The 26471-nt window shown below is 33.1% G+C and carries 23 protein-coding genes; 14 read left to right on the top strand and 9 right to left on the bottom strand.

The window, feature by feature from the left end; translation table 11 throughout:
- Nucleotides 1-48 precede the first annotated feature (48 nt).
- On the bottom strand, nucleotides 49-1977 hold the full coding sequence (locus tag M9897_03400; protein ID MCO5267924.1) for a serine/threonine-protein phosphatase: 1929 nt from the start codon (nucleotides 1975-1977) through the stop codon (nucleotides 49-51).
- Between the two features lie 61 nt (nucleotides 1978-2038).
- Nucleotides 2039-2920 (bottom strand): DMT family transporter, encoded by an 882-nt coding sequence (locus M9897_03405; GenBank protein MCO5267925.1) that lies wholly within the window; start codon nucleotides 2918-2920, stop codon nucleotides 2039-2041.
- Between the two features lie 93 nt (nucleotides 2921-3013).
- Between M9897_03405 and M9897_03410 the strand changes: the two genes are divergently transcribed.
- The 5 genes from M9897_03410 (at nucleotide 3014) to M9897_03430 (ending at nucleotide 5989) form a co-directional block, all read left to right on the top strand.
- Nucleotides 3014-3808: an SDR family oxidoreductase gene (locus tag M9897_03410; protein MCO5267926.1), complete on the top strand. Its 795-nt coding sequence runs from the start codon at nucleotides 3014-3016 to the stop codon at nucleotides 3806-3808.
- Complete coding sequence (locus M9897_03415) at nucleotides 3808-4278, top strand: low molecular weight phosphotyrosine protein phosphatase (protein ID MCO5267927.1); 471 nt, start codon at nucleotides 3808-3810, stop codon at nucleotides 4276-4278. The genes M9897_03410 and M9897_03415 overlap by 1 nt, the downstream gene beginning before the upstream one ends.
- Complete coding sequence (locus M9897_03420) at nucleotides 4265-4984, top strand: SAM-dependent methyltransferase (protein ID MCO5267928.1); 720 nt, start codon at nucleotides 4265-4267, stop codon at nucleotides 4982-4984. Before M9897_03415 ends, M9897_03420 begins: the two co-directional genes overlap by 14 nt.
- A gap of 111 nt (nucleotides 4985-5095) precedes the next feature.
- Nucleotides 5096-5245 carry a hypothetical protein gene (locus M9897_03425; GenBank protein ID MCO5267929.1) on the top strand — a complete coding sequence of 50 codons (150 nt, stop codon included), beginning with the start codon at nucleotides 5096-5098 and terminating at the stop codon, nucleotides 5243-5245.
- 423 nt (nucleotides 5246-5668) lie between these two features.
- Entirely contained in the window at nucleotides 5669-5989 is a 321-nt protein-coding gene (locus M9897_03430; GenBank protein ID MCO5267930.1) for a GIY-YIG nuclease family protein, read from the top strand.
- Between the two features lie 124 nt (nucleotides 5990-6113).
- Here M9897_03430 and M9897_03435 read toward each other — a convergent pair whose 3' ends face one another.
- A complete protein-coding gene (locus tag M9897_03435; protein MCO5267931.1) occupies nucleotides 6114-7991 on the bottom strand; it encodes a monovalent cation:proton antiporter-2 (CPA2) family protein in 1878 nt (625 codons plus the stop codon).
- A 136-nt stretch (nucleotides 7992-8127) separates the two neighbouring features.
- On the opposite strand from M9897_03435, the gene lgt reads away from it, so the two are divergent.
- Nucleotides 8128-8979: a prolipoprotein diacylglyceryl transferase gene (gene lgt, locus M9897_03440; protein ID MCO5267932.1), complete on the top strand. Its 852-nt coding sequence runs from the start codon at nucleotides 8128-8130 to the stop codon at nucleotides 8977-8979.
- A 638-nt stretch (nucleotides 8980-9617) separates the two neighbouring features.
- Here the strand turns inward: lgt and M9897_03445 are convergent.
- Nucleotides 9618-10541: a polymorphic toxin type 23 domain-containing protein gene (locus M9897_03445; protein MCO5267933.1), complete on the bottom strand. Its 924-nt coding sequence runs from the start codon at nucleotides 10539-10541 to the stop codon at nucleotides 9618-9620.
- Complete coding sequence (locus M9897_03450; protein MCO5267934.1) at nucleotides 10542-11930, bottom strand: right-handed parallel beta-helix repeat-containing protein; 1389 nt, start codon at nucleotides 11928-11930, stop codon at nucleotides 10542-10544. It abuts the gene before it with no gap.
- 113 nt (nucleotides 11931-12043) lie between these two features.
- Between M9897_03450 and M9897_03455 the strand changes: the two genes are divergently transcribed.
- Genes M9897_03455 through M9897_03470 form a run of 4 tightly spaced genes read left to right on the top strand, consistent with a single transcriptional unit; the run spans nucleotide 12044 to nucleotide 14485 of the window.
- On the top strand, nucleotides 12044-12625 hold the full coding sequence (locus M9897_03455; GenBank protein ID MCO5267935.1) for a YqgE/AlgH family protein: 582 nt from the start codon (nucleotides 12044-12046) through the stop codon (nucleotides 12623-12625).
- A 7-nt stretch (nucleotides 12626-12632) separates the two neighbouring features.
- A complete protein-coding gene (locus tag M9897_03460; protein MCO5267936.1) occupies nucleotides 12633-12890 on the top strand; it encodes a hypothetical protein in 258 nt (85 codons plus the stop codon).
- Between the two features lie 11 nt (nucleotides 12891-12901).
- Nucleotides 12902-13558, top strand: coding sequence for a fructose-6-phosphate aldolase (gene fsa / locus M9897_03465; protein MCO5267937.1), 657 nt, complete (start codon nucleotides 12902-12904; stop codon nucleotides 13556-13558).
- Nucleotides 13559-13567: 9 nt separating this feature from the next.
- Nucleotides 13568-14485, top strand: a complete 918-nt coding sequence (locus M9897_03470; protein ID MCO5267938.1) for a glycosyltransferase — start codon at nucleotides 13568-13570, stop codon at nucleotides 14483-14485.
- A gap of 90 nt (nucleotides 14486-14575) precedes the next feature.
- Here the strand turns inward: M9897_03470 and M9897_03475 are convergent, their stop codons facing one another.
- From M9897_03475 to M9897_03490, 4 genes are all read right to left on the bottom strand, one after another.
- The gene (locus M9897_03475; GenBank protein ID MCO5267939.1) at nucleotides 14576-14995 is read right to left on the bottom strand and encodes an Hsp20/alpha crystallin family protein; all 420 of its coding nucleotides are present in this window, start codon (nucleotides 14993-14995) and stop codon (nucleotides 14576-14578) included.
- A 158-nt stretch (nucleotides 14996-15153) separates the two neighbouring features.
- Complete coding sequence (locus M9897_03480; protein MCO5267940.1) at nucleotides 15154-16602, bottom strand: sodium:solute symporter; 1449 nt, start codon at nucleotides 16600-16602, stop codon at nucleotides 15154-15156.
- Between the two features lie 16 nt (nucleotides 16603-16618).
- Complete coding sequence (locus tag M9897_03485) at nucleotides 16619-17005, bottom strand: START-like domain-containing protein (protein MCO5267941.1); 387 nt, start codon at nucleotides 17003-17005, stop codon at nucleotides 16619-16621.
- A 175-nt stretch (nucleotides 17006-17180) separates the two neighbouring features.
- Complete coding sequence (locus M9897_03490) at nucleotides 17181-18134, bottom strand: DUF3078 domain-containing protein (protein ID MCO5267942.1); 954 nt, start codon at nucleotides 18132-18134, stop codon at nucleotides 17181-17183.
- Nucleotides 18135-18566: 432 nt separating this feature from the next.
- On the opposite strand from M9897_03490, the gene M9897_03495 reads away from it, so the two are divergent.
- The 4 genes from M9897_03495 to cas2 all read left to right on the top strand — a co-directional run bounded on the left by M9897_03495 (nucleotide 18567) and on the right by cas2 (nucleotide 24808).
- Complete coding sequence (locus M9897_03495) at nucleotides 18567-18893, top strand: GIY-YIG nuclease family protein (GenBank protein MCO5267943.1); 327 nt, start codon at nucleotides 18567-18569, stop codon at nucleotides 18891-18893.
- Nucleotides 18894-19044: 151 nt separating this feature from the next.
- Nucleotides 19045-23433: a type II CRISPR RNA-guided endonuclease Cas9 gene (gene cas9 / locus M9897_03500; protein MCO5267944.1), complete on the top strand. Its 4389-nt coding sequence runs from the start codon at nucleotides 19045-19047 to the stop codon at nucleotides 23431-23433.
- Between the two features lie 111 nt (nucleotides 23434-23544).
- Complete coding sequence (cas1, locus tag M9897_03505) at nucleotides 23545-24441, top strand: type II CRISPR-associated endonuclease Cas1 (GenBank protein ID MCO5267945.1); 897 nt, start codon at nucleotides 23545-23547, stop codon at nucleotides 24439-24441.
- A gap of 28 nt (nucleotides 24442-24469) precedes the next feature.
- The gene (gene cas2 / locus M9897_03510; protein MCO5267946.1) at nucleotides 24470-24808 is read left to right on the top strand and encodes a CRISPR-associated endonuclease Cas2; all 339 of its coding nucleotides are present in this window, start codon (nucleotides 24470-24472) and stop codon (nucleotides 24806-24808) included.
- The last annotated feature ends 1663 nt before the right edge of the window (nucleotides 24809-26471 follow it).

Here is a 26471-nt window from a genome sequence, read left to right on the forward strand (position 1 = left end):
GTTTGATTTTAACAAAGGTAATAGTTTTAATAGGAGAATAAAAGAAGATTAAAATTTGACACCAATTATACACACATCATCTGTCTGCTCATTTTCCCTTTTCCATTCGTTAAACTTTTGAAGAAGGGTTTCTTTTTGTATGTTTAAATCCATGTGCTGTATTGCTAGGATTTGAATTTTTAATTGTGAAGATTTGAATTTTTTAGAATATTCTCCTCCAAATTGATCGGCATATCCATCCGTAAAAATGTAGATACTATCCCCTTGATTTAATTCAATATTATGAGAGGTAAAAGGAAGTGGTTTATCTGTTTTTCCAATGGCTTGTTTGTTGGATTTAATTTCTTCAATTTTTATACTGTCTTTTCGGATAATCCATAAAGGATTATTAGCACCACTCCATTGAAGTGTGTTTCCCGAGAGTTTACAAAGTGATATGTCCATCCCGTCTTGTACATTTTCTTCACTTTTTGAAAAATGCTCCACTACTAATTCTCGAGTTCTATCCAAAATCTTTCCTGTTTCTGTAATGTTATCTTCCAGTAAAGCTTTAGATAAAGAATTAGCACACACTACGCTTACCATAGCACCCGGAACACCATGGCCTGTACAATCTGCTGCTGCAAAATAGATAGAATCATTTACCTTTTCAAGCCAGTAAAAATCTCCAGCAACAATATCTTTTGGTTGGTAAAGCACAAAACTATTAGGAAGATTTTCAGTAATAATTCGTTGAGAAGGAAGAATAGCTTCTTGAATACGTTTAGCATAAGTAATGGAATCTGTTATTTCTTTGTGCTTTTCTTCCAATAAACGTTTCTGAGCAGATACGTTAGTGTGCAGCCTATTTATATCTCGGTTTCTACGAATAATAATTACTAGAAAAATGATAATTAATATCGTGATAATTATAACCCCAGTGAGCATAATCTTTTTCTGCTTTTCTTTGACTTGGAATAATTCATTTTGTTGTTGGAGAGACTCTATTTCCTTTTCCTTCTTTAAGAGTTGAAGATTTGTTTCGATTTCTTCATACTTAATAGATAATAATTCATTATCAATTATTTTGTTAATGGAATCATGTTTTTCTAAATAGTTAAGTGATAAAGAAAAATCTTTTTTCTCCTTGTAAATTTTGTAAAGCAAGCTATAAATTCCTCGAATGTATTCTTTGTTACCTAGTTTTTCTATAGGAAGTAGAATCTTTCTAGCAAAATACAGAGAACTGTCAACCTTTCCTATAGATAGGAGTATTTTACTTTGTAGAAGAGCTGTTTGATAATAATTGTTTTTTCGGCTTGTGGTATCTATGTGTAGAAGGGTTAGGTTTAAATATTTTTGAGCTTCTTTGTAGTCTTTTTTCTGTAAATATTGGTCCGTTATATTATTTAAAATAATGTCAAGTCCTCTGATATAATCTTGAGTTTCTTCAATGATTTTTTTAGCACTAAATAGATATATAATAGCTGAGTCTCTATATTGCGGTTTGGTGGGGTCTTTCTTAGCCATCTCACTATATGCCCCTGCCAAGGCATTAGATAGTTGTATAACACCCATTTTATCATTTATATTTTCATAAATCTTTAATGAATTTCTAAGCATATATAATTTGGAGAAGTTATTTTTTTGAATAGCTTCAATCCAGCCTATACCGTATAAGGCATAAGCGTATTCATTTGGGTATTTGATCGAGTCAGCAAAGTGTGCGGATTTTATATAGAAATCTTCTGCTTTCCCATATAGGGCCATTGCCCATAAGTAATCAGCAAATGCTTGCTGTGATTTAATAATATAAAGCGTATCATGTATTTCATTTGCGTAATCAATAAGATTGGTAGCGATGTCGTAAGTAGTTGTTAAATCATTTTTTCTACTTTTAATTGAAAAGATAATTCTATCCATAGAATCTCTATCCATCTGTGCAAAAGAAGAAAACAGAGGGAGAAGCAATAGTATGAATAATAGTTTTTTTACCATCATTATTTAATTCAATAATACTATTTAAAAATGAAATTTTAAATAGTTAGACTGTTTTTCTTTAAGAAATAAGGCTGCTCTTATTCCCTTTCTTTTCCATCCAGTTCTTTACAATAGGATTCATAATGATTACCAGCACTATGAAAGCAGCACCAAAATAAAATTTAGAATTTAAGATTTCATTTTCATGGAGTATAGGGATGGCTAGTAGGATGGAATATACAGGTTCTAAATTAATACTTAAGGAAGCAGTGAAGGCACCCAATTTATCTACAACCTCGATCATAAGTAGATAAGCAATTGAAGTACAAATCACGCTCAAAAACATCAGCCACCAAAAATCACTCATTGTCATTTGAAAAAAATGAGAGTCGAATTTCCCTTGAAATCCTAATATAATGACTAAAAAGAAAAATCCTGAGAACATTTCATAGAGGGTAATTGAAGAAGAGGATATTCCTTTTCTTTTCATCTTTAGATTGAACACTGAGAAACAGGCAGCTGTTACAGCAGCACATAATCCCCAGAAAACACCTTCTAGTTGCGTTGCATCAATGTTTCCAGAAACGAAAGCAATCCCTGCAATGACTAATAATCCAAAAATAAATTCTTGAATAGAAAATTTCTGTTTCATGACGATGGGCTCTATCCAGCTGACATGTAGTGTGGTTGTTGCTAAACACAAAACGGCAAGAGATGCAGATGAAACTTGGATGGCTTTGTAGAATAGGAGCCAGTGTAATGTTACTAATATCCCAATGCCAAATACTTTGATTGCAGATTTTTTATCACGAATGATGTAGTTTTTTCGTGTCAATGCTAAATAGAGAAACAAACTCAATCCCGATAAGATTAATCTAAAGAATACTATTTGATCAAAATTTAATTGGATGATTTTTCCCAAAATGCCTGTAAATCCCCAAATGAAGACGATTACATTCATTAATACATGATATTTTAAATTGGGAAACATGCCGGCAAATGTAATGTAAACAGTGAAATGATGTTTATGTTTTAGAAATATTATCTTTGCTTTATGAATTATTTTCAAGATAAAGTAATATGGATAACAGGTGCTTCTTCTGGGATTGGAGAAGAGTTAGCCAAGCAACTCTCGGTACTCGGAGGTAAATTAATCTTATCTGCAAGAAGTGTAGAGAAATTAGAAGCACTTAAAAATTCCATAGCGAATAGTGAGAATCATTTGGTTGTACCCATGGATTTAGCTGAAAATACTCATTTTGATGATTTAGCTAAGAAAGTGATTGATCGTTTTGGAAGAATTGATTTTGTATTCAATAGTGGAGGTGTTTCTCAACGTTCAGAAGTGAGTGATACTACCATGGAAGTTGATAGGAAAATTATGGAGGTTAATTATTTTGGAAATGTTGCTTTAGCAAAAGCTGTGTTGCCTTATATGCAACAACAAAAAAGTGGACACTTTATTGTTACTTCTAGTATCGCAGGTAAATTTGGTTTTTATTTGCGTTCGGCTTATGCTGCATCCAAGCATGCTTTACATGGATTTTATGAATCACTTTCTTTGGAAGAGGCAAAACACAATGTATTTGTGACCATTGTTTGTCCAGGAAAAATCAACACTCCTATCTCTGTGAGTGCTCTAACAGGAGATGGAACACCTCATAATGAAATGGATCACAATCAAGCAACAGGAATGTCTGTTGATGAGTGTGTAAGACAGATCATTAAAGCAACTGAAAAGAGAAAACGCGAAGTGTTGATAGGGAACAAAGAAATTTTAGCAGCTAAGATTAAACGTTTTTCACCTGCCTTATTTTGGAAAATAATTAAAAATCAAAAAGCGACATAATGAAGATACTGATGGTGTGTTTAGGAAACATTTGTCGTTCCCCCATGGCAGATGGCTTGTTGCGAAAGAAAGTTAAGGATAATAATTTGGATGTGGAGGTTGATTCCGCGGGAACAGGCGGTTGGCATGCTGGGGAATCACCAGATCCTCGTATGCAAAAAACGGCTGCAAAAAATGGAGTTCCTATTCATGAATTAGTAGCCCGTCAATTTCAGGTTTCTGATTTTGATACATTTGACCGCATCTATGTGATGGATAGAAGCAATTATACGAATGTACTAAAACTTGCAAGAAATGATAAAGACAAGGAGAAAGTAGATTTACTTTTAAACTTATCTTTTCCGGGGGAAGATCGTGAAGTGCCGGATCCATATTTTGGAGGACAGGATGGCTTCCAAGAGGTTTTTGAAATGTTAGATGATGCGACAACAATTCTTATCAATGAACTTGAAGAAAATGGCAACAGGTAAACTATATCTTCTCCCGACCTTATTGGGTTCTGACAATTGGGAACATGTAATCCCTTATGATGTCGTAAAAATCGCTAAAGAAACACGTTATTTTGCTGTAGAAGAGATTAAAACAGCACGTAGATTCCTTCGAAAAATAGATAGAGAATTCCCAATTGATGATTCTACATTTTTTGTATTGAATAAAAATACTCCTCACCATGAATTAGCTAAAATGCTAGTGCCTTTAAAAGAAGGGAAGGATGTAGCGATTATGTCTGAAGCAGGTTGTCCTGGAATAGCAGATCCTGGTGCAAATTTAGTTGCATTGGCACATCAACAGAATTTGTTAGTAATGCCATTGACAGGTCCATCTTCTATTTTGTTAGGATTAATTGGAAGTGGTTTTAATGGTCAGACATTTACTTTTCATGGCTATGTTCCAAAAGAAAGAAAGCAAAGAATCGATGCATTTAAAAATTATGAACGTTCCGCTAGTCAATCGGGACACACCCATATTTTTATGGAAACCCCATACCGAAACAATCATTTATTAGAAGATTTATTAAATGAATGTTTAGATACTACCTTTCTGTGTATTGCATGTGATTTGACACTCCCTAGCGAACAAATTCAGACTAAAACCATTAAAGATTGGCGAAAGAAAGCCTTTAGTTTAGAGAAACGACCTACCATGTTTTTGATAGGAAAACCGTTTGCTGGATAGTTTCCAAACTATAGTTGTAGTTCGAAAATAGATTCCGTTCGCTTTGTCCAATGCAGGGTTATTGTTGAAAAACAGATTCCGTTCGCTACTCAAATGCTACAAGCGATAATCATGGATGAAAAACAGATTCCGTTCGCTACTCAAATGCTACAAGCGATAATCATGGATGAAAAACAGATTCCGTTCGCTACTCAAATGCTACAAGCGATAATCATGGATGAAAAACAGATTCCGTTCGCTTCGCTCCGGAATGACATTTAAGCCTTAAATAAAAGGGAGAGGGGCGGCGAAGCCGCCCCCTCTCCCTCTAACTACGTTGATGGTTGTCATTCCGGAGCGAAGCGAACGGAATCTAACTTCCTTTCTATAAAGGTGATTGAGTCTCCAAAGCGAACGGAATCTAACTTCCTTTCTATAAAGGTGATTGAGTCTCCAAAGCGAACGGAATCTAACTTCCTTTCTATAAAGGTGATTGAGTCTCCAAAGCGAACGGAATCTAACTTCCTTTCTATAAAGGTGATTGAGTCTCCAAAGCGAACGGAATCTAACTTGCTTTCTATAAAGGTGATTGAGAATCCAACGTGGACTGAATCTGTATTAATAGAGGAGAAGATTTAGATGTACATATTTTTCGTTTCTTGAAATAATTTAGTTAAATTCATAAAAATGATAAAAACCACCTTTATGACTAAGTCGTATTATATTTATATCCTTACTAATTTTAATCGTACTACATTATATATCGGAGTCACTAATAATTTAGCCAGAAGATTAGAGGAACATATTTCACAAGAAAAAACTCAAAGTTTTACAGCAAAATATAATATTAAATATTGTATTTATTATGAGTTATTCACTGACATACGTATGGCAATTGCTCGAGAAAAGGAAATAAAGAAATGGCAACGAAATAGAAAAATTAAACTAATTGAAAGCCGAAATATTAGCTGGAAAACTTATGATTATAATAACTTCTTACTACAGCCTTTTGATTATCAAAAATAAGAGAAATCAAAAAAGACGAGATACCCCGCCTTGATTGTTTCCACAACGGAAATTATCCCTCCATTTTACAAAATAGAAGAGACATATTTTTCAATAATCCTCTGTTTTGTGTTAGAAGAGTTTATTAACTTGGATTTATGATAGCCGAATTATTTTCAGAGTCGCCTTCCTTTCTCAATTTTTTCAGATTATTTTTTAATTCAATAGTTTGCTCATTAAATTCGACCTTAGATAAGTGCAAATAATCTTCAAAGTTCTCGCTATTGCGGGCTAATTTACGAAGTGAATCTCGATCTGTTTTTATGAATAACTCGCTTTGTTTAACGACTTCTTCGTGCTTGAATCCAAGACTTTCTAACATTAACCCTCCTAGGTGTATAGCTGAAAAGAAGGTCTCACGATAGACTTCATCGTATCCCTCTTGTAAATATTCGTATGCTATTTTTCTATTTTTTGCACGAACAATTACTTTTACTTTGGGAAAATTTTTCTTCATAATTTCTAAGAAGCGCTGATTTTCTGAAGCAGGATCAAGTGCTGCAATAACATATTCAGCTTCTTCTATATGAATTGTTTTAAGTATATTTAGAGAAGTTGCATCTCCAAAAACGACCTTAAATCCTAATTTCTTTAAATCGTCAACATGGTCAGAATCATTGTCCATGACAAGCGGTTGGATATCGTTTGCTTGCAACATTCTGCCAATGGTCATTCCAAAATCTCCAAATCCTGCTATTACTATTTTCTTTTTTGCAGAAGCCTCAGCTACATTTTCATAATTATTCTTGGTAGTCACTTTTGCTTTAAAGCCAAGTGCTGGTGAAATCCAACGTTCATTTAATAGCAATAATATAGGCGTAATTACCATAGATAATGCGGTAGTTGCAATCAGATAATCATACCATTCATTCGTTAATAAATGAGTAGTTTTCCCTAAAGCAAGAATTACAAAGGCAAACTCGCCAATTTGAGAAAGTAAAATCGCAAATAGAAAGGATTGATCCTTTGGAAATTTCTGCCATCTTCCAATGGCTAATAAAACGATTCCTTTGATAAGAATAGATCCAACTAATATTCCAGAAATTAATAATGGTTTATGAGCAATTACCGTAAAGTTAATTGTTGAACCCACAGCAATGAAGAACATCCCAAGGAGGAGGGCTTTAAATGGCTCAATATCACTTTCTAATTGTTGTTTATATGGGTTGTTTGCTAAAACGACTCCAGCAATAAAAGCACCTAAAGCTGCACTTAATCCAACTTGTTCCATGAGTAGAGAAACTCCCACAACCAATGTAAGCGCTGATGCTGTGTAAATCTCTTTGATTTGTAGCTTTCCTACCATCTTGAATACAGGGTTCACAATGTAATTTCCCACCAAAAAAATGATCGAAATAGCCCCCAAGATAGCCAGGGTTCTCATGAAGACAGGAGCATTTTCTAACCAGTCGCTTGCGTTAGCTGGGTTAGAAGATACTGTTCCTCCTACAGCTAACAATGGAATGATAGCTAAAATAGGAATAACGGATACGTCTTGAAATAACAAGACAGCAAAACTTGATTTTCCAGTTCGAGTTTTACTTAAACCACGTTCTGATATGGTTTGGAGAATAATGGCGGTAGATGACATCGTAATCACAAAGCCAATAGTTAATGTTGTTCCAAATGAAAAATCAAATATAAAATATGCAATAACTGAGATGAGAACAGTGGTTCCTATTACTTGGAATAATCCTAAGCCTAGAATTTCTTTTCTGCTCTCCCAAAATTCTTTTGGGTCTAAACTTAACCCAACCAAGAAGAGCATCATTACTACACCAAACTCGGTGATGTGCATAATTCCTTCTCCATCGTTGCCAATAAATTTTAAAACAAAAGGACCAATTAGAATTCCAGCAAGTAAATAACCTAAAATGGAACCCATTCCTAATTTCTTCGAAATGAGCACACAAACAACTGCTGCAAAGAGAAATATAAAAGCTTGTGCTAAAACGCTATCCATTTAGTTTAAAATTATTTTCAGTAGTTTAAAATTTTAAAGGTTAATTCTAATACAAATTTAATAGGATAATTGTTCACAAAGAATAAATTTCTTTAAAAAAAAAAGTATCTTTCGAGAAGAATTTAAAAATGAAGTTTTGTTAGCAGGAATTATTTGGACAGTTGATTCACAATTGATAGATGGGCTAAATACCCCTAATCTATATGGGTTACTTTTCGTTTCAGGTTTAATTATTGGTTATTTCGTGATTAAACGCATGTTTAAACAAGAAGGTATACCCGAAGATTTTTTAGATAAATTACTTGTGTATGTTGTGATAGCGACGATTGTAGGGGCTCGTTTAGGGCATGTGTTTTTTTATGATTGGCATTATTACAAAGACCACCTATCTGAGATTCCTATGGTTTGGGAAGGAGGTTTAGCTAGTCATGGTGGTGCTATTGCTATCTTGATTGCATTATACCTATACAGTAAGTTCGTTTCTAAGCGTAGCATGTGGTGGATATTAGATCGAATTGTAGCTCCTATTGCGATAGCAGGTTGTTTTATTCGATTAGGAAATTTAGTGAATCATGAGATTACTGGAATTCCAACTGATTTACCTTGGGGCTTTAAATTCATGCATGAAAGTCAGGAGGATATGATTTTAATCAATGGAAGATATGAGCATGTTTATCGCCATCCAGCTCAGTTGTATGAATCAATGGCTTATTTATTAAGTTTTGGTATTTTAATGTATATGTATTGGAAAACTAATTTGAAAGAAAAGAGTGGTTTCATTTTTGGGTGGTTCTTAATTTTCATTTTTGGTTGGAGATTTATTATTGAATTTGTAAAAATTGGTCAAGCGGAAAGAGATGCAGGAATGTTAATCAATACGGGTCAAATATTAAGCATTCCGTTTGTAGTAGCAGGAATTGTTATTGTTATTTTGGCAAGTAAGAAGCTACTTAATCCGAAAAATGAGATTGTTCAGAATAAAAATTGAGAATTGATAGTTAGTTCAAAGGATGAGTGAAATTTGGTAATAGATTCCGTTCGCTTGGTGTATTCTTCAAACGATAATCATGGGAGAAGAATAGATTCCGTTCGCTTCGCGTATGCTACAAACGATAATCATAGTTGAAGAATATATTCCGTTCGCTTTGCGTATGCTTCAAACGATAATCATGGGAGAAGAATAGATTCCGTTCGCTTTGCGTATGCTTCAAACGATAATCATGGGAGAAGAATAGATTCCGTTCGCTTTGCTCCGGAATGACAACCGTCAAGGTAGTCAGAGGGAGAGGGGGCGGCTTCGCCGCCCCCTCTCCCTTATTATTTAAGGATTAAGTGTCATTCCGGAGCAAAGCGAACGAAATCTAAATCCCTTTTCCGTAACGGTGTTTGAGAGCCGGTATCGAACGGAATCTATCCTCCTTTCAGTAACGGTGATAGTTAGTTCAAAGCAAACGGAATCTAAACCCTTTCCGTAATGGTGATTAAGATCCCAAAGAGAATAGAATCACAGCTCTTTATAAATCAGATAAGGATGAATAAAATGCGAACTAATATTATTTCCTTCTCCCTTTGATTACCATTTAAAAGTATCAATCATTAATCTCCCTATGTATTATCTGAGAGCCCCTAATACGTCAACGCTCTATTCAAACCAGCTTGGAACAAAACACGTGGAGGTCTTGCTTCTTTCTTATTGTGAATAGGTAACCCTTCTTTGTTTAACATGGGATAATTAGGATCTGGTTTTCTTAGTTTTTGAGGTACAAATCTCTTATCATGAATCATCTTATTCTGAAGAATATCTCGAAAACGTTCACTGTCAAAACCTACTTCTGCGGAAATGGAATTACCCCAAAAAATAAGATAATCAACAGAAGCACTTATAATTCCATGACTGTATCGTCCGTATAACTTGTCTCTCAAATCTTTATATCCGTATGCATAAAGACTATCAGGTGTATTGAGTAGTTTGGTATTTCTAGTATCTCCTGTCCAAAGTTTGGTATGAATGGAAAGATTATAAAATTGATTGTGATAATTTATCCCAAGGTAACTCGTTCGAAAACGATCACTTCCTTTTCCAATAAACAAATCATTCTCCATGAGTAAACTGAATTGTTCTATGTGTAGACCAAATCCAGCAGAACTTTGAGAACTCCCTGCATTGTCTAAATACCATAGATAATTATAGGCAATCCCATATTGATAAGAAGTTTGATGATTTAATCCGTCCAATATAAACTGTGGGATAGCTGTACGTTTTCCTCCCATTAAGGCTACTCCAATATTGAATCGTGTTTCGATAAAATCAGATCTTCCTCCTATATTTAACATATTAAAACGAAGATTTAAACCTGTGTTTGCCTGTACAAATTGATAGTTGTAATAGCCTTGAATTTTAATCCCAAAATTCTGAATGTGCGTTCCTAATTCGGAGCTAATACCAATCTGAACTCCCCAATCTTTTTCTCGATAGAATTGAGCGTTTAGATTACTGTAAGATAGCAGTAATTGTATAATAAAGGTAATAAGGAGAATCGTGTTTTTCATTTATTCTGAGACTTCGTAGGCCCCTATATCTGGCACAGGACCTCTTACATCACAATCAATATCAAAAGTCGTGCTATACACAGCGTCACCAGCATCAATACAAGGGGAGGTGCTCTTAATCTTATACTTCATATCCTCAATGCTTTTGAATTTTGGATTCTTATTCCACATATTATTGATGAATTTAGAATTATTGATAGCATCTTTTTGTTTGATACAATTTGTATTAAACTCATAATCGATTGTTACACCGTTTGTGTTTAGCGTATCAAAGGCAATCTGATATTCTCCTCCTCCATAAATAATCGAATTATAAAAGGCATTTTCGTTGATGCTACCAACATAGGTAATTCCATTGCTACGTGTGAAATAATTTTTAATCGCAACAGCAGGTTTGCTTCCATCTGAGCCCCAGCTTAAAAATTGAGAGTGACGGAAATTACAATCTCCACCTTCCAAAACAAAATAAGCATACACATCGTTGTCGTGGATATTTAAGTTCTCTCCATAAATTCTTCCTCCAGAATAATTAAAGATACCATAACTAGCATGATTGTAAATCTCTGTATTGGTAACTTTTAAGGTGTAATCAGAGTTGGAAGGGTCATCTCCATAAACATGAATTCCGGCAGTTCCATTCTTAATAATGCAATGATTAATTGTGGAAGTCCGCGCATGATCCATGTAAATTCCATAATACTGTCCCTTAACATCTTCATAAAAAGATTCTAAGCGGTCTCCTTGGAGGATTACGGGATCCGTACAGGAACCATCTATGATTAAGGTTCCTTTATAGTTAAATAAAAGTGCATTTTTATGTAGATATATTTTAGTCCCTGCCTGAATTGTAAGTGTTTTTGCAGAATCTACAGCAGCATAGTCGTAGATAACATGGGGTTTATCATTTGGCCAGATTCCTTCATTGGTATCTTTATAATGGAAATACGCATTTTGTCCCCAAGCGGCTAGTTGAACATGTTGTGTTTTTCCATTGGTTTGGAATTCTACTTGATCCTCTACAATAAATGGGGTAGTCTCTGAGTTTTCACCGAGTGTAACTTCCACAAACATAAATAAGCTATCTTTTGAGGGAATGGTTACATCAGTAAAAACAAGTCCCGAAATACCGTCTAAGTTTACACGAAAAGGAGATGCTTTCCCTCCTTTAAGGATGACTTTATCAATTTTAATTGCTTGGTTAGATTTGTTATAAATTTTAAATCTCTTTGTTGTGGAGCCAATTGTAGTGAAGATAGTATCAAAAACTAAAGTATCTGTTGAAAAAGATAAGGAGTCTTTAGAAAACAAATCTTTCTTTTTACATCCAGTAAGCAACTGAATACCAAAGGCTAATCCAAGGACAAATGCTATGAGTAATACTTTTTTCAAGTTATTCCGTTTTTCAGGTGCTAAATTAACGAATTTATATTAGTTTTATTTCGTTGAAGAAAGAAGTTAAAATCAAAAGAGAATTTTTCAAATCATAAAGCGTTATTGAATATATGAAATTAGACTTTTCTTTTATAAATAAGCGAGCACCTCAAAAAGGAAGAGTGATAGTAGCGGATCCCTTCTCTAAGGGAGATTATTTTGAGCGCTCAGTAGTATATTTATGTGAACATAATGAAGAGGGAACCTTTGGTTTTGTGTTGGATAAATACTTGGATTTTAATTTGTCGGATATTGCTAAGAATTTCCCTGAGATTGACACAAGAATTAGTGTAGGAGGACCTGTTCAGACTGAAAGTATTTTCTTTCTTCATACATTGGGAGAACGCATTGAGGGGAGCATGGAAGTAGGAAATGGAATCTATATGGGAGGAGATTATGATTCAGTTATTCAAGGATTGCGCGATGAGTCTATTCAATCTTCAGAGGTAAGATTCTTTTTAGGTTATTCAGGGTGGGATCCAAACCAGTTGGAAGATGAAATTAGTCGAAACAATTGGATAGTATCTACTGTAACCAATGTTTGGGAAATTATGGATACATCTTTAGAGGACTTATGGCAGCGTTTTATGAAGAGAGAAGGGAAAAAATATGAAATTCTTTCCAAGGCACCAATTGATTTTATAGATAATTAAAAGTAGGATGGGCTATACACAGAGTGAGTTTCGTAAGTTGACTGTGGATCAAAAGTACCAGATTTTAAAAGAGCAGGGGGATTACATTGGAGGGAGAGTTTTTGGTAGTCACTGGGTATATCTCTACGCTTTAGATGGGTTCTTTGTGGAAATGTGGGTTATTATAGCAATTGAAAAAATACAATGGATTGAAATTCAAGATAATCAAACTATTTTGAATGAATATACAAGAGAGATAGACATTAAAAAAGATTTGAATTTATAAACTAATAAAATATGAAATTTTTTATAGACACAGCAAACTTAGCGGAAATCAAAGAGGCAAACGATTTAGGAATTTTGGATGGTGTAACTACAAATCCTTCATTGATGGCTAAAGAAAATATTACAGGAAAAGAAAATATCTTAAAGCATTATAAAGATATATGTCAAATCGTTTGTGGACCAGTAAGTGCTGAGGTGATTGCTACGGATTATCAAGGAATGATAGAAGAAGGACAAAAACTTGCAAGTATCCATCATAATATCGTGGTTAAAGTACCTATGACATTGGATGGAATTAAGGCTATTTCTTATTTCTCAAAAAATAAAATTAAGACAAATTGTACGCTCATTTTTTCACCGGGGCAAGCTCTATTAGCCGCAAAAGCTGGTGCTAATTATGTTTCTCCTTTTTTAGGGAGACTGGATGATATTTCTGCTGATGGTTTAGCATTGATTGCTGAGATTCGTCAGATATTTGATAATTATGATTTTGAAACAAAAATATTAGCAGCTTCGATTCGTCATCCGATGCATATTATTGATTGTGCTAAAATTGGAGCAGATGTGGCTACTTGCCCATTAAAACCTATTCTTCAATTAGCGAATCATCCACTAACAGATAGAGGACTAGAGCAATTCTTGGCTGATTATAAGAAGGGGAATTCATAAAATATAAACATGCTTTCCATACTAATTCCTGTTTATAACCATAATTGTGTGCGTCTTGTTAAAGATCTTCATTCACAAGGAATGATGTTAAATATTCCATTTGAAATCATAGTTTTAGATGATATTTCCTCTTTGTTTCTTGAAGAAAATGACGCCATAAATGAATTAGAAAATGCGCGATTTATTGGTGCAAAAGAGCATCTTGGTCGGGCAAAAATCAGGAATGAACTCAGTAGAATGGCAACGTATGAAAATTTATTATTTATCGACTCTGATGCACAAGTTGATCATTCTGATTTCTTAAAAAACTATTTACAACACCTTTCGAAGGCGGATGTGTTGGTTGGCGGGATGAAATATGCGCTAACACCACCAATGAATAATGTGTTGAGATGGTATTATGGAAGTAAACGGGAAGATTTACCTGAGAAAATTCGTAATCAACATCCCTATCGTTCAATCATAAGTTTTAATATCTTAATCAAGAAACATGTGTTTTCAAACTATCCCTTTGACGAAACCAATATTGAGGTAACAAGTAGTTATGGTCATGAAGATACACTGTTAGGTTTGATATATAAGCGTCATGCTGTCTCAATTCTTCACATTGACAATCAGTTGATTCACGACTATAAGGAAACAAATGAAGGTTTTTTAAGAAATAGTCTTATTGCAGTTGAAAAATATGTTCGTTTCCAAAAATTCAGAGAAAAAGAAGTGGTTAGTCAAATTAAAATCTTCAAAATATTTGAGTTATCCAAAAAAATGGGATTGTTAAGAGTATTTGATTTTCTTTATAAAAGAAATAAAGAAAAAATGAGAGCTAATTTGTTAAGTCAACACCCTTCGTTAAAAACATTTGATTTTTACAGACTTTATTACCTTGCTCATTTCTATCTGAACAATACCGACTTATTGGAGAAGTAGGAATAGATTTTGAAAAAATAAAGAGACCTTCCTGGCAGAAGATCTCTTTATTTACCTAACTTACTTAACCTAACTAACACTACTTATAAACTACTTAACTTCAATCTTTTTTATAATTTTCTTTTTCAATTCTGGTTTGGGTACGATTACTCTTAGTACACCGTCAATGTAATCTGCTTGAACAGATTGTACGTCAATATCTTTTGGTAAAGTAAAAGAACGTCTAAATGAACCGTATGAAAACTCTCTTAGCGTATAATTTTCCTCTTTAACTTCATTTTGAGCTTTAGCTTCACCACTTATTGATAATTTGTTTCCGTCAATTTCTATATTGATGTCTTGTTTGTTAATTCCTGGAACGGCTAATTCAACTACATAATCATTCTCTCGCTCTAAAATATTTACCGCTGCTTCATTAAATTTTGAAGGTTGATGCGTTCTGAAAAAGTCATCTGTAAAATCTCCTAAGAATGAAGGTAAAAATCCGCTGTTTCTTCTAGTTACTTCCATGATCGTATATTTTTAAATTATTAATCAATTTTTTCTAGGATTAGTCAAGTATTGTACCAATGCATTTTTGATAAGATAATAAGAAAAATAGGCAGAAAGTAATATGGAAAAAATGACAAATAGTCATTTCAGAATAAAATTAAGCGACAAAACGTCAGCTACGCAGCTCTCTTTTTGCTTATAAAAAGAAGTCCAATAAATGTGATTACACCATTAATCACCAATAATTCCAATCCAATTTGGAAATCACCAAAGATACTTGCTTGATAGTGATCTATGAGATAGCTAAGGGTTGGAGCAATAATACAAATAAGAGGAACCCATTTATCTATTACTTTTCGTTGTGTAAAAATTCCAAAAGCAAAGAGACCGAGTAAAGGTCCATAAGTAAATCCAGCTAATTTCAGAATCAACCAAATCATGGATCCATCATCAATTACCTTAAATAGGAGAACCATTAGAAGGAAAGAAAGAGCTACAATTAGATGGACATTCTTTCTGATTTTTTTCTTTTTTGTATCATCCCATTCGTTACGTTGATTGATTCCGAGAATATCAATACAGAAAGAAGAGGTGAGAGCAGTCATAGCGCCATCAGCACTTGGAAATAGAGCAGAAATTAAAGCAATAATGAATATTAAGGAAATGATGCCCGGCATGTGTTCTAAGGCAATTTCAGGGAACAAAGCATCTCCCGTAGCATTCACGCTTTCTTGTCCAGCATATAGATGTAGTAATCCTCCTAAATATAGAAATAGACCAATAACAAATAGCATAATGAATCCTAGGGTGACCATATTTTTTTGTGAATCTTTAAGGTGGGTCACTGAAAGGCTCTTTTGCATCATTTCTTGGTCAATACCTGTCATGGTAATAGTGATAAATGCACCAGCTATAATTTGTTTCACAAAGAAATTTTTCTCCATTGGGTTAGTCCCGAATATTTGAGTAAATCCCTCGTTGTGCATTAGACTTAGACTTTCTCCAAAGCTCAAATCCATGTGTGTAAGAATATAAATAGTGCAAATAATTAGTCCAGCCAGCATGAAGGTAGTTTGCAAGGTATCTGTCCAAACAATAGTTTTTACACCACCTTCATAAGTGTAAAGTAATATCATGACAATGGCGATAATGGTTGTAGCAATAAAAGGCACGCCGAGTTTTGCCAAAATAGTTATTTGAAGAATATTCACGACTAGATAAAGACGTGCAGTTGCGCCAACTAAACGAGAAACAATAAAGATAGTTGCACCCGATTTTTCTGAGACCACTCCCATGCGTTCACGTAGATAGCTATAGATGGAAGTTACTTTTAACCGATAATAGAGAGGTAAAAGAATATATGCAATTACGATATATCCAATAAAATATCCAATAGTAATTTGAAAGTATCCAAAATTATCTTTTCCTACTGCTCCTGGAACGCTAACAAAGGTAACTCCTGATAAAGAAGACCCAATCATTCCAAAAGCAACCAGCATCCAGTTGCTATTTCTGTTTCCTATGAAGAAGGCATCATTATTACTCCCTTTTCCAGTCCAATAAGAAACAAAAAGCAAGAATGCAAAATAAATTACAACAACGGATAATAAAAGAATAGGGGACATGTAAATGATGTTGGGTTTAAGCGCCTAATTTTCGAATCAGTTCATTTATGGTGTTTTCCCAATAATGCTGTACTTCATCCATTTCATAATCAAAGGCAAAACTAGTTACGTTTAAAACCACAGCTTTTGTCATAGGATCTACATGAAATTTAAGTTCCACATACGAATCTATATCTTCTTCTTCATCTTCTATCCATCTGAATTTGATGAATTCTCCTTCTTTCTTGCCAAGTAGTCTAGCTTGTTCTTCACTTCCATTCCAAATAAAAGTATATATGTCATCTTTAATATTTACATCATCAGCAAACCACTCGCTTAACCCACCAGGAGTCATGATCATATTACTTAGAATCTTAGTAGAAGTCTTCAATAAATACTCTTGTTCAAATTTAATTTTCGACATATCCTATACTAGTTAAGGTTATATTTTGAATGTCTGCAAGATAGCAAAAAAAAATGGAATCTGATGTGGATATAATGTGGGTTTAAAGACTTTCTTTCAACGACTTTTCAACAAAAAACACAAAAAAAAAGAGCTGCCTATAATTAGACAGCTCCCCAATATAAAATATGTTTGTTTACTCTTTCTCTTGAAAGTTAGCCAATCTGTATGCGATGCCGACACCTAGTACTTGTTTGAACTGAGTTCTTGGACCTACGTTTCCGTTTCTATCAGTGATATCAATATCATCGTCATAGATAAGATTTAATTGTAGGTTAGCAGAGAACCATTTGTTGATTTTAAAGTCCATGATTAACTCACCATAAACATCAATATTTTGTGGATTTTCTAAGTAGTTAGAGAAGAATTCCCATCTTGTTTTTAAGTTGATATTCTTCATGATTTCTTTTTTATAAGAAACTCTCGCATAAGCACCTAGCTCAGCTCTGAAACGACTTCCTTTTTTGATCATTGTTCCCATGGCATCGTATTCAGCAGCTTCAACCCCAAAAGCACCAGCATCAGCTAAAATTTGATTATTTACAAAAGTAAATTTAGCAGTTAGCGGTGATAACATAGCTTTAAAATTATCATTTGGGATATATTCGATACCCAGAGATAATGTAGCATATCCAGGAGCCATGAAAGTAGATGTACGAACAGAATCATTTGGATAAGCGAATCCATCTAAATATTGAGTTCTAAATCCTCCAAGTAAAGATAAGTACCATGGATCTTTTAAGCCATAAGAAACAGTTGATTGGATATCTAATACGTCATCTGTTTTTTGTAGTTTTTCATCAAAATATTGAATACCTCCTAAACCAGTAGAAAGAGCATTTGCCCATTTGATTTTTCCTTTTGAATAATCAGCACTTGCATTAATGAACCCAAGACCTGAAATGTTATTTCTACCCCCAGCAGCCCAGTTAGTAAATGATGATTGGGTAATGTTGAGGGAAAAGATACTTTCTAATTTCCAATTTCCTGGAGTTTTTTCAGCTGATGGAGCGGGTGCAGATTCCTCTTGCCCGAATACATTGAAAATAAGTAGGGTAGATAGTGTTAAGATAGATATCAATTTTTTCATTTTTTCATTTTTTTAAAAATTTCGTGCAAAGGTATGAGTATTTTAAAGAATTTCAAAATGGAAGTTTAATAATTGCGTGAAAGTTGGAGGTGAGTCCCAAATTATGATTGTAGTTTAAGAGTAGGATCTGTTCACTACGCTTTGGTAGCAGAGTGGTGGTTGTAAAATAGATTCCGTTCGCTACGCTCCGGAATGACATTTAAGCCTATAATAAAAAGGGAGAGGGGGCGGCGAAGCCGCCCCCTCTCACTACCCACGTTGAAGGTTGTCATTCCGAAGCGTAGCGAACGGAATCTAACCCTATCCGTAACGGTGATTGCTATTCCGTAGCGGACTTAATCCGTAATATTATAGGAGAAGATTTAGATGTATATATTTTTGTTTATTTAAATAATTTAGTGTTAAATTCATAAAAATGAAAAAACCACCTTTATGTCTAAGTCGTTTTATATTTATATCCTTACGAACTTTAACCGTACTACATTATATATAGGAGTTACTAATACTTTAGTAAGAAGATTGAGAGAACATATTTCTCAAGAAAACACTCAAAGTTTTACAGTAAAATATAATATTAAATATTGTGTTTATTATGAGTTATTCACGGATATTCGTATAGCAATAGCTCGGGAAAAGGAAATAAAGAAATGGCATCGTATTAGAAAAATTAAACTAATTGAAAGCCGAAATATTAACTGGAAAACCTTTGCTTATAATAGTCTTTTATTACAATCTTTCGATTATCAAACTAGGGAATAAAAAAAGACGAGTTGCCCCGTCTTAAATGTTTTCACAACGGAATAATCCTTATTGTGAATTGCTTTCGTATTCCAAATATAAGAATTAAAATAAAATAATGCATTATAAGTATATTTTTTTTTATTTTAGAACTCATGTAAATATAAGAAATATGGCTAAGAAGATATTAGGATTGGATTTGGGAACGACAAGTATAGGTTGGGCATATATAATTGAAGGTGAAAAGTCAGAAAATTCATCAATCGAACAGATTGGTGTGAGAGTTAATCCGCTAACTGTAGATGAACAAAATGATTTTGAAAAAGGAAAACCATTATCAACAAATGCCAATAGAACTTTAAAGAGAGGTGCTAGAAGAAATTTGGATCGCTATCAAGATAGAAGAAAGAACTTGATTCAAATTCTAAAGGATTCTACTATTATTAACTTAGATTCTACTTTGACAGAAGATGGAAAAGACACCACTTTTGATACGTGGAGAGTTAGAGCAAAATCAGTTTCCGAAAAAATAACAAAAGATGAATTTGCTAGAGTTTTATTAGCTATTAATAAAAAACGAGGATATAAAAGTAGTCGGAAAGCAAAAAATGAAGATGAAGGTCAAGCTATTGATGGGATGGCAATTGCGAAAAGATTATACGACGAACATTTAACACCAGGTCAATTTGTTTTTTCAATTTTAAAAAGTGGAAAAAAATATGTACCTGATTTTTACCGTTCAGATTTACAAGCTGAATTTGATACTATATGGAATTTCCAAAAACAATTTCATCCTGAAATCCTGACAGAAGAATTTTATCAAGATTTAAAAGGAAAGGGACAACGAGCAACTTCTGCATTGTTTTGGGTAAAATATGAATTCAATACTGCTGATATTAAAGATCTGGAAGATAGCCTTTTAAATGAAAGAACAGCAAAATTAAATCTCAGAGATAAAAAGAAACTACAAGCTTATAAATGGAGAAGCGAAGCAGTAACCAAAAAAATGGAAAGAGAACAGTTAGCTTATGTTTTAACTGAAATCAATAGTAATTTGAATAATTCGAGTGGATATTTAGGTGCTATCTCTGATAGGAGCAAGGAGCTGTATTTTAATAAGGAAACTGTTGGTCAATATCTCTATAAGCAACTAAAAGAAAATAGACACAATAAATTAAAAAATCAAGTTTTTTATCGTCAAGATTATTTAGATGAATTTGAAGCAATTTGGACTGAACAATCTAAACACTATCCTGAATTAACTGATAAATTAAAATCTGAAATAAGAGATGTAGTCATATTCTATCAACGAAAATTAAAATCTCAAAAAGGGCTTATTTCCTTTTGCGAATTAGAAAGCAAGAAAATCATTGTTAATGGGAAAGAAAAGAATGTAGGTTTACGTGTTGCACCAAAATCTTCTCATTTATTTCAAGAATATAAAATATGGCAACGATTAAATGATGTTGTTGTACGAAAAAAAGGTAGTAAAAAACGAAAATTAGCTAAAGATTTAAAATTAACAGATGAGGAAAGAGAACTTTTTGCATTGGGTAATGATGAAAAGCAACTTCTTTTTAATGAATTAAATTTAAAGGGAAATATTTTAGCAAATAAGGTTATTGAAATTCTGGGACTCAAGCCAAGTGAATGGGAAATTAATTTTACCGCTTTAGATGGTAATCTGACAAACAGAGAATTATACAATGCTTTTCTAAAAATAATTGATTTAGAAGGTTATGATGTAAAAGATATTTTAAAAGTTAAATCTAATAAAGATGAAGTTGAATTAGATGATTTAAGTGTTTCTGCAGATAATATTAAAGAGATGGTTAAATCTATTTTTGAGTCTTTAGAGATAGATACATCTATTCTGGAATTTAATGCAGAATTAGATGAAAAATTATTTGAAAATCAAGCCTCTTATCAACTATGGCATTTACTATATTCATATGAAGGAGACAATTCTCAAAGTGGAAACGAAACACTATATAGTTTATTAGAGAAGAAATACAATTTTAAAAGGGAGCATGCCCAAATTCTTGCTAATATCGTTCTACAAGATGATTATGGTAGTTTGTCAACAAAAGCATTGAGAAGAATTTATCCTCACATTAAAGAGAATAATTATAGCACCGCATGTGAGTTAGCTGGATACCGACACTCCAAACATTCTTTAACCAAAGAAGAGTTAGAAAATCGACAATTAAAAGATAAGCTGCAATTGCTACCTAAAAATAGTTTACGAAATCCAGTTGTAGAAAAGATTCTTAATCAAATGGTAAATGTTGTAAACACATTGATTGACAAAGAAAACGATAAACTAGAACAAAAAGGCTTACCAAGAAATTTTCATTTTGATGAAATCAGAGTGGAACTAGCTAGAGAGCTAAAAAAGAATGCTGCTGAACGAAAAGAATTAGATCAACAAGTTAGAAATGGGAAAACACGTAATGAAAAAATTGCAAAAATTATTCAAACAGAGTTTGGCATTCCTAACCCTACAAGAAATGACATTATTCGTTATCGTTTATATGAAGAATTAAAAAACAATGGGTATAAAGATTTATATACAAATACCTATATAAATAAAGAATTAATATTTAGTAAAGAAATAGATATTGAGCATATAATTCCTCAATCACGTTTATTTGATGACAGTTTTTCTAATAAAACATTAGCATTTAGAAAAGATAATCTAAAGAAAGACAATCGGACTGCTACTGATTATATTAAAGAAGAGTTTGGAGAGGCTAACCTTGAAGCATTTGAACAAAGAGTTGAAAACCTCTATAAGTTAGCTCAAAAGAACCCTGAGGAAGGGATTTCTAAGGCGAAGTATAAGAAATTATTGATGACACAGAGCGAAATCGGAGATGGTTTTATTGAGCGTGATTTAAGAGAAACACAATACATTGCTAAAAAGGCAAAAGAGATGCTTTTTGAAATCACAAAGGCAGTCGTTTCAACATCTGGAAGTATTACAGATAGGTTAAGAGATGATTGGGATTTAATCAATGTAATGAAAGAAATAAACTTTCCTAAATACCGAGCTTTAGGATTGACAGAGTGGCAAGAGCGTAAAGGAGGAAAAAAAGTAGAAGTAATAAAAGATTGGACAAAGCGAAATGACCATCGCCACCATGCAATGGATGCTTTGACAGTTGCTTTTACAAAAAGAAGTCATATTCAGTATTTGAATAATCTGAACGCAAGAAGAGGAGATAAATTTGAAGATGGAATTAGGAATACGGATGATAATTATTCCATTGAAACAGCAGATTTAAAAATATCTACAAATGATGTGCTTGGCATTGAACGAAAAGAATTGTATCGTGATGAAAAGGGAAAATTACGTTTCAATTTACCAATTCCAAATTTTCGTCAAATAGTAAAAGAACATTTGGAGGGAGTAATTATTTCACATAAAGCTAAAAACAAGGTAGTAACTAAGAATAAAAATAAGATTTCAGGAAAAAGCACACCTCAAGTTGTATTAACACCTAGAGGGCAACTTCATAAGGAAACCGTTTATGGTCAATATCATTTCTATGAATCAAAAATGGAGAAAATAGGACCTAAATTCGATGAGAACACTATTAATATGGTAGCAAATCCTACATACCGAAGACTATTATTAGAACGTTTGCAAGCAAATGATAGGGACCCTAAAAAAGCTTTTGGAGGAAAGAATGCATTAAGTAAAACACCTATTTATGTAGATGAAGCAAAAACAAAAGTAATTCCTGAATCAATTCAATTATCTTGGTTAACAAAAGATTTTTCTATTCGTAAAGATGTTACACCAGATAATTTTAAAGATGAAAAATCAATTGACAAAGTGGTTGATGGAAAAGTAAAGGAAATACTAAAGGCACGCTTAAAAGAGTATGGTGATGCTAAAAAGGCATTTTCTGAATTAGATAAGAACCCAATCTGGCTCAATAAAGAAAAAGGAATAACTATTAAACGTGTTACCATTAGTGGAGTAAGTAACGCGCTGGCTCTACACAATAAGAAAGATCATTTTGGTAATGAAATATTAGATAAGAATGAGGAACCAATTCCTGTAGATTTTGTAAGTACAGGAAATAACCACCACGTAGCGGTATATCGCGATGAAAAAGGTAACTTACAAGACAATGTTGTTTCTTTCTTTGAAGCGGTAGAGCGTGTGAATCAAGGTTTACCAATTATTGACAAATCATATAATCGTCATTTAGGTTGGAAATTTTTGTTTACCATGAAACAAAATGAAATGTTCGTATTTCCTAATGAAAAGATGGGATTTGATCCACAAGAAGTTGATTTGCTAGATCCAAAGAATAAATCTTTGATTAGTCCAAATTTATTTAGAGTGCAGAAAATGTCAAAAGTTTCTTATGGGAATTCTGCTGTTCGTGAATTTGTTTTTCGCCATCATATAGAAACATCAGTTGATGAAAAGAAAGAATTAAAAGAGTTAACTTTTAAGAATATTAAAAGTTTAGGTTATTTTGAAGGAATTATTAAAATTCGCACCAATCATTTAGGCGATATTGTAGGTGTTGGCGAATACTAAAAATCTTAATATTTATATTAATCAACTATTGACTTTATAGCCTAAATATCATTAAAATGTAACTTTTTTACTAAATATCGTAAAATAGAAAACACAATAATCTATTTTACCATGTTAAAACGAACGATTTATATTGGTAATCCAGCCTATTTAAAATACAAAGATTTACGTTTAGAGATTTTGGATGCAATTTCTAAGGAAGTTAAAGGTTCTGTCCCAATTGAAGATATAGCCATTGTTGTGTTAGATAGCTATCAAATTACGATTAGTCATCAAGTAATCAATGCACTCCAAGAAAATAATGTCGCTATTTTAAGTTGCAATGAACAACATTTGCCTTTGGGATTGATGTTGCCTTTGGCTGGGCATGTGGAACACTCTGAACGACTCAAAGTACAGATCAATGTGTCAGAACCTTTGAGAAAACAACTCTGGAAGCAAACTGTAGAGTCTAAGATTAGTCAGCAAATGTTGTTATTGAAGAAATTAAAGAAGAATTTCTCACCCATGGAAGAATATTTAGCTTCTGTCAAGTCAGGAGACACATCCAATATGGAGGGAGTGGCTGCTAAATATTATTGGGAGCAATTATTTGATGATTTTACACGCGACCGATATGGAGATGCTCCAAATAATTTACTCAATTTTGGTTACGCTGTATTGCGTAGTATTGTTGCACGAGCCATTGTGAGTTCAGGTATGCATCCTACCTTGGGTATTTTTCATCGTAATAAATACAATGCATATTGTTTGGCGGATGATGTCATGGAGCCATATCGTCCTTATGTAGATGAGGTGGTATATCATATCATGGAGAATTCAGAAATTGGGACAAGTGAAAGTTTAAGTAAAGAAAATAAAGCACAAATTCTTCAAATTGCTACCCGAGATGTTTTGATTTTGCAAAAGACTCGTCCCTTAATGGTAGCTGTGAGCACAACAACCTCATCATTATATCAATGTTTTTTAGGAGAACAACGGGTTATTCGTTATCCAACAATTTATTAATTTATCAACTTCAACGAAATTGTTTGTTATGAGTCAAGTTCGTTACAATGCATATCGTATCATGTGGGTATTAGTATTTTTTGATTTGCCGACAGAAACTAAAAAAGATCGTAAAAATGCTTCGCGTTTTCGAAAGGATTTAATTGACGATGGTTTTAATATGTTTCAATTTTCTATTTACCTGCGTCATTGCGCTAGCCGAGAAAACGCTCAGGTACATGTGCAGCGGGTTAAAAATAATATTCCTAGTAAAGGGAAAGTAGGTGTATTAACAATTACCGATAAGCAATTTGGGTTAATGGAAATATTTTTTAGTCAGAAAGAAGTAGTTCCTCCTACGGGACCACAACAATTGGAATTATTTTAAAGAAATAGGATTATAAAAAAGACAGAAGATGAGGAATGTTAGGAGAAGTGATAGGTAATTTTTTAATTCTAATCTAACTTTGTAATTGTCTTGTAATCAGATGGATTAACCACAAAGGCTGTGATAAATCCATCTAAAATTACAAAATTCTTAAAGAACGAAAGCAATTCACAACATCACGTTATCACATTAACAAAGCTTTGAGGCTGTGATAAATCCATCTAAAATTACAAAATTCTTAAAGAACGAAAGCAATTCACAACAAGTAATGGCTAATCATTTGATTGTACATTGCTGTGATAAATCCATCTAAAATTACAAAATTCTTAAAGAACGAAAGCAATTCACAACTTTTACTGTTGCGGAGTTAGATACAACGTTGCTGTGATAAATCCATCTAAAATTACAAAATTCTTAAAGAACGAAAGCAATTCACAACGTTGAACAAGTTTTATAAATGCTATTGTAAGCTGTGATAAATCCATCTAAAATTACAAAATTCTTAAAGAACGAAAGCAATTCACAACCTGGTAACACGGGTTTTGCGTCAGCAGGGTGCTGTGATAAATCCATCTAAAATTACAAAATTCTTAAAGAACGAAAGCAATTCACAACAAAATGTCCGTGTACTTCTAAATATACACCGCTGTGATAAATCCATCTAAAATTACAAAATTCTTAAAGAACGAAAGCAATTCACAACCTTGTAACGACAAGTCGTTATCATTAGTTGGCTGTGATAAATCCATCTAAAATTACAAAATTCTTAAAGAACGAAAGCAATTCACAACATCTGCACCAATATCGAAAGACGGTAAAAGGCTGTGATAAATCCATCTAAAATTACAAAATTCTTAAAGAACGAAAGCAATTCACAACACCGTTGTTGGTGTACCTATTGATTTTCAGGCTGTGATAAATCCATCTAAAATTACAAAATTCTTAAAGAACGAAAGCAATTCACAACATACACCGATGAAATCAGCCACCTTGTAGGGCTGTGATAAATCCATCTAAAATTACAAAATTCTTAAAGAACGAAAGCAATTCACAACTTGAAGTTAAGGTATCAAAAAAATCATTACGCTGTGATAAATCCATCTAAAATTACAAAATTCTTAAAGAACGAAAGCAATTCACAACGGGGTGTTTTTTTAAAATGACTTATAACTCGCTGTGATAAATCCATCTAAAATTACAAAATTCTTAAAGAACGAAAGCAATTCACAACTGCCGTGCAAGAGGTAAATAAAAGCAATATGCTGTGATAAATCCATCTAAAATTACAAAATCCTTAAAGAACGAAAGCAATTCACAACAGACTTTTTTAATGCCCACCCAGATGTTGAGCTGTGATAAATCCATCTAAAATTACAAAATCCTTAAAGAACGAAAGCAATTCACAACACATCTTTTCAACGTCAAGTTGACTCATGGGCTGTGATAAATCCATCTAAAATTACAAAATCCTTAAAGAACGAAAGCAATTCACAACTCGGGTTGCGAAATATCGGCAATGGATTTTGCTGTGATAAATCCATCTAAAATTACAAAATCCTTAAAGAACGAAAGCAATTCACAACTTTTGAAAAGCAACATTGGAAACAGTTACCGCTGTGATAAATCCATCTAAAATTACAAAATCCTTAAAGAACGAAAGCAA

It is taken from the genome of Brumimicrobium sp. (genome assembly GCA_023957385.1).
Classification (GTDB): Bacteria; Bacteroidota; Bacteroidia; order Flavobacteriales_D; family Crocinitomicaceae; genus Brumimicrobium.

Bases quoted from the DNA above. Each gene is read 5' to 3' on its own strand.
- M9897_03400 (MCO5267924.1), bottom strand. From the start codon at position 1,977: ATGGTAAAAAAACTATTATTCATACTATTGCTTCTCCCTCTGTTTTCT.
- M9897_03405 (MCO5267925.1), bottom strand. From the start codon at position 2,920: ATGAATGTAATCGTCTTCATTTGGGGATTTACAGGCATTTTGGGAAAA.
- M9897_03410 (MCO5267926.1), top strand. From the start codon at position 3,014: ATGAATTATTTTCAAGATAAAGTAATATGGATAACAGGTGCTTCTTCT.
- M9897_03415 (MCO5267927.1), top strand. From the start codon at position 3,808: ATGAAGATACTGATGGTGTGTTTAGGAAACATTTGTCGTTCCCCCATG.
- M9897_03420 (MCO5267928.1), top strand. From the start codon at position 4,265: ATGGCAACAGGTAAACTATATCTTCTCCCGACCTTATTGGGTTCTGAC.
- M9897_03425 (MCO5267929.1), top strand. From the start codon at position 5,096: ATGGATGAAAAACAGATTCCGTTCGCTACTCAAATGCTACAAGCGATA.
- M9897_03430 (MCO5267930.1), top strand. From the start codon at position 5,669: ATGACTAAGTCGTATTATATTTATATCCTTACTAATTTTAATCGTACT.
- M9897_03435 (MCO5267931.1), bottom strand. From the start codon at position 7,991: ATGGATAGCGTTTTAGCACAAGCTTTTATATTTCTCTTTGCAGCAGTT.
- M9897_03445 (MCO5267933.1), bottom strand. From the start codon at position 10,541: ATGAAAAACACGATTCTCCTTATTACCTTTATTATACAATTACTGCTA.
- M9897_03455 (MCO5267935.1), top strand. From the start codon at position 12,044: ATGAAATTAGACTTTTCTTTTATAAATAAGCGAGCACCTCAAAAAGGA.
- M9897_03460 (MCO5267936.1), top strand. From the start codon at position 12,633: ATGGGCTATACACAGAGTGAGTTTCGTAAGTTGACTGTGGATCAAAAG.
- fsa (MCO5267937.1), top strand. From the start codon at position 12,902: ATGAAATTTTTTATAGACACAGCAAACTTAGCGGAAATCAAAGAGGCA.
- M9897_03470 (MCO5267938.1), top strand. From the start codon at position 13,568: ATGCTTTCCATACTAATTCCTGTTTATAACCATAATTGTGTGCGTCTT.
- M9897_03475 (MCO5267939.1), bottom strand. From the start codon at position 14,995: ATGGAAGTAACTAGAAGAAACAGCGGATTTTTACCTTCATTCTTAGGA.
- M9897_03480 (MCO5267940.1), bottom strand. From the start codon at position 16,602: ATGTCCCCTATTCTTTTATTATCCGTTGTTGTAATTTATTTTGCATTC.
- M9897_03485 (MCO5267941.1), bottom strand. From the start codon at position 17,005: ATGTCGAAAATTAAATTTGAACAAGAGTATTTATTGAAGACTTCTACT.
- M9897_03490 (MCO5267942.1), bottom strand. From the start codon at position 18,134: ATGAAAAAATTGATATCTATCTTAACACTATCTACCCTACTTATTTTC.
- M9897_03495 (MCO5267943.1), top strand. From the start codon at position 18,567: ATGTCTAAGTCGTTTTATATTTATATCCTTACGAACTTTAACCGTACT.
- cas9 (MCO5267944.1), top strand. From the start codon at position 19,045: ATGGCTAAGAAGATATTAGGATTGGATTTGGGAACGACAAGTATAGGT.
- cas1 (MCO5267945.1), top strand. From the start codon at position 23,545: ATGTTAAAACGAACGATTTATATTGGTAATCCAGCCTATTTAAAATAC.
- cas2 (MCO5267946.1), top strand. From the start codon at position 24,470: ATGAGTCAAGTTCGTTACAATGCATATCGTATCATGTGGGTATTAGTA.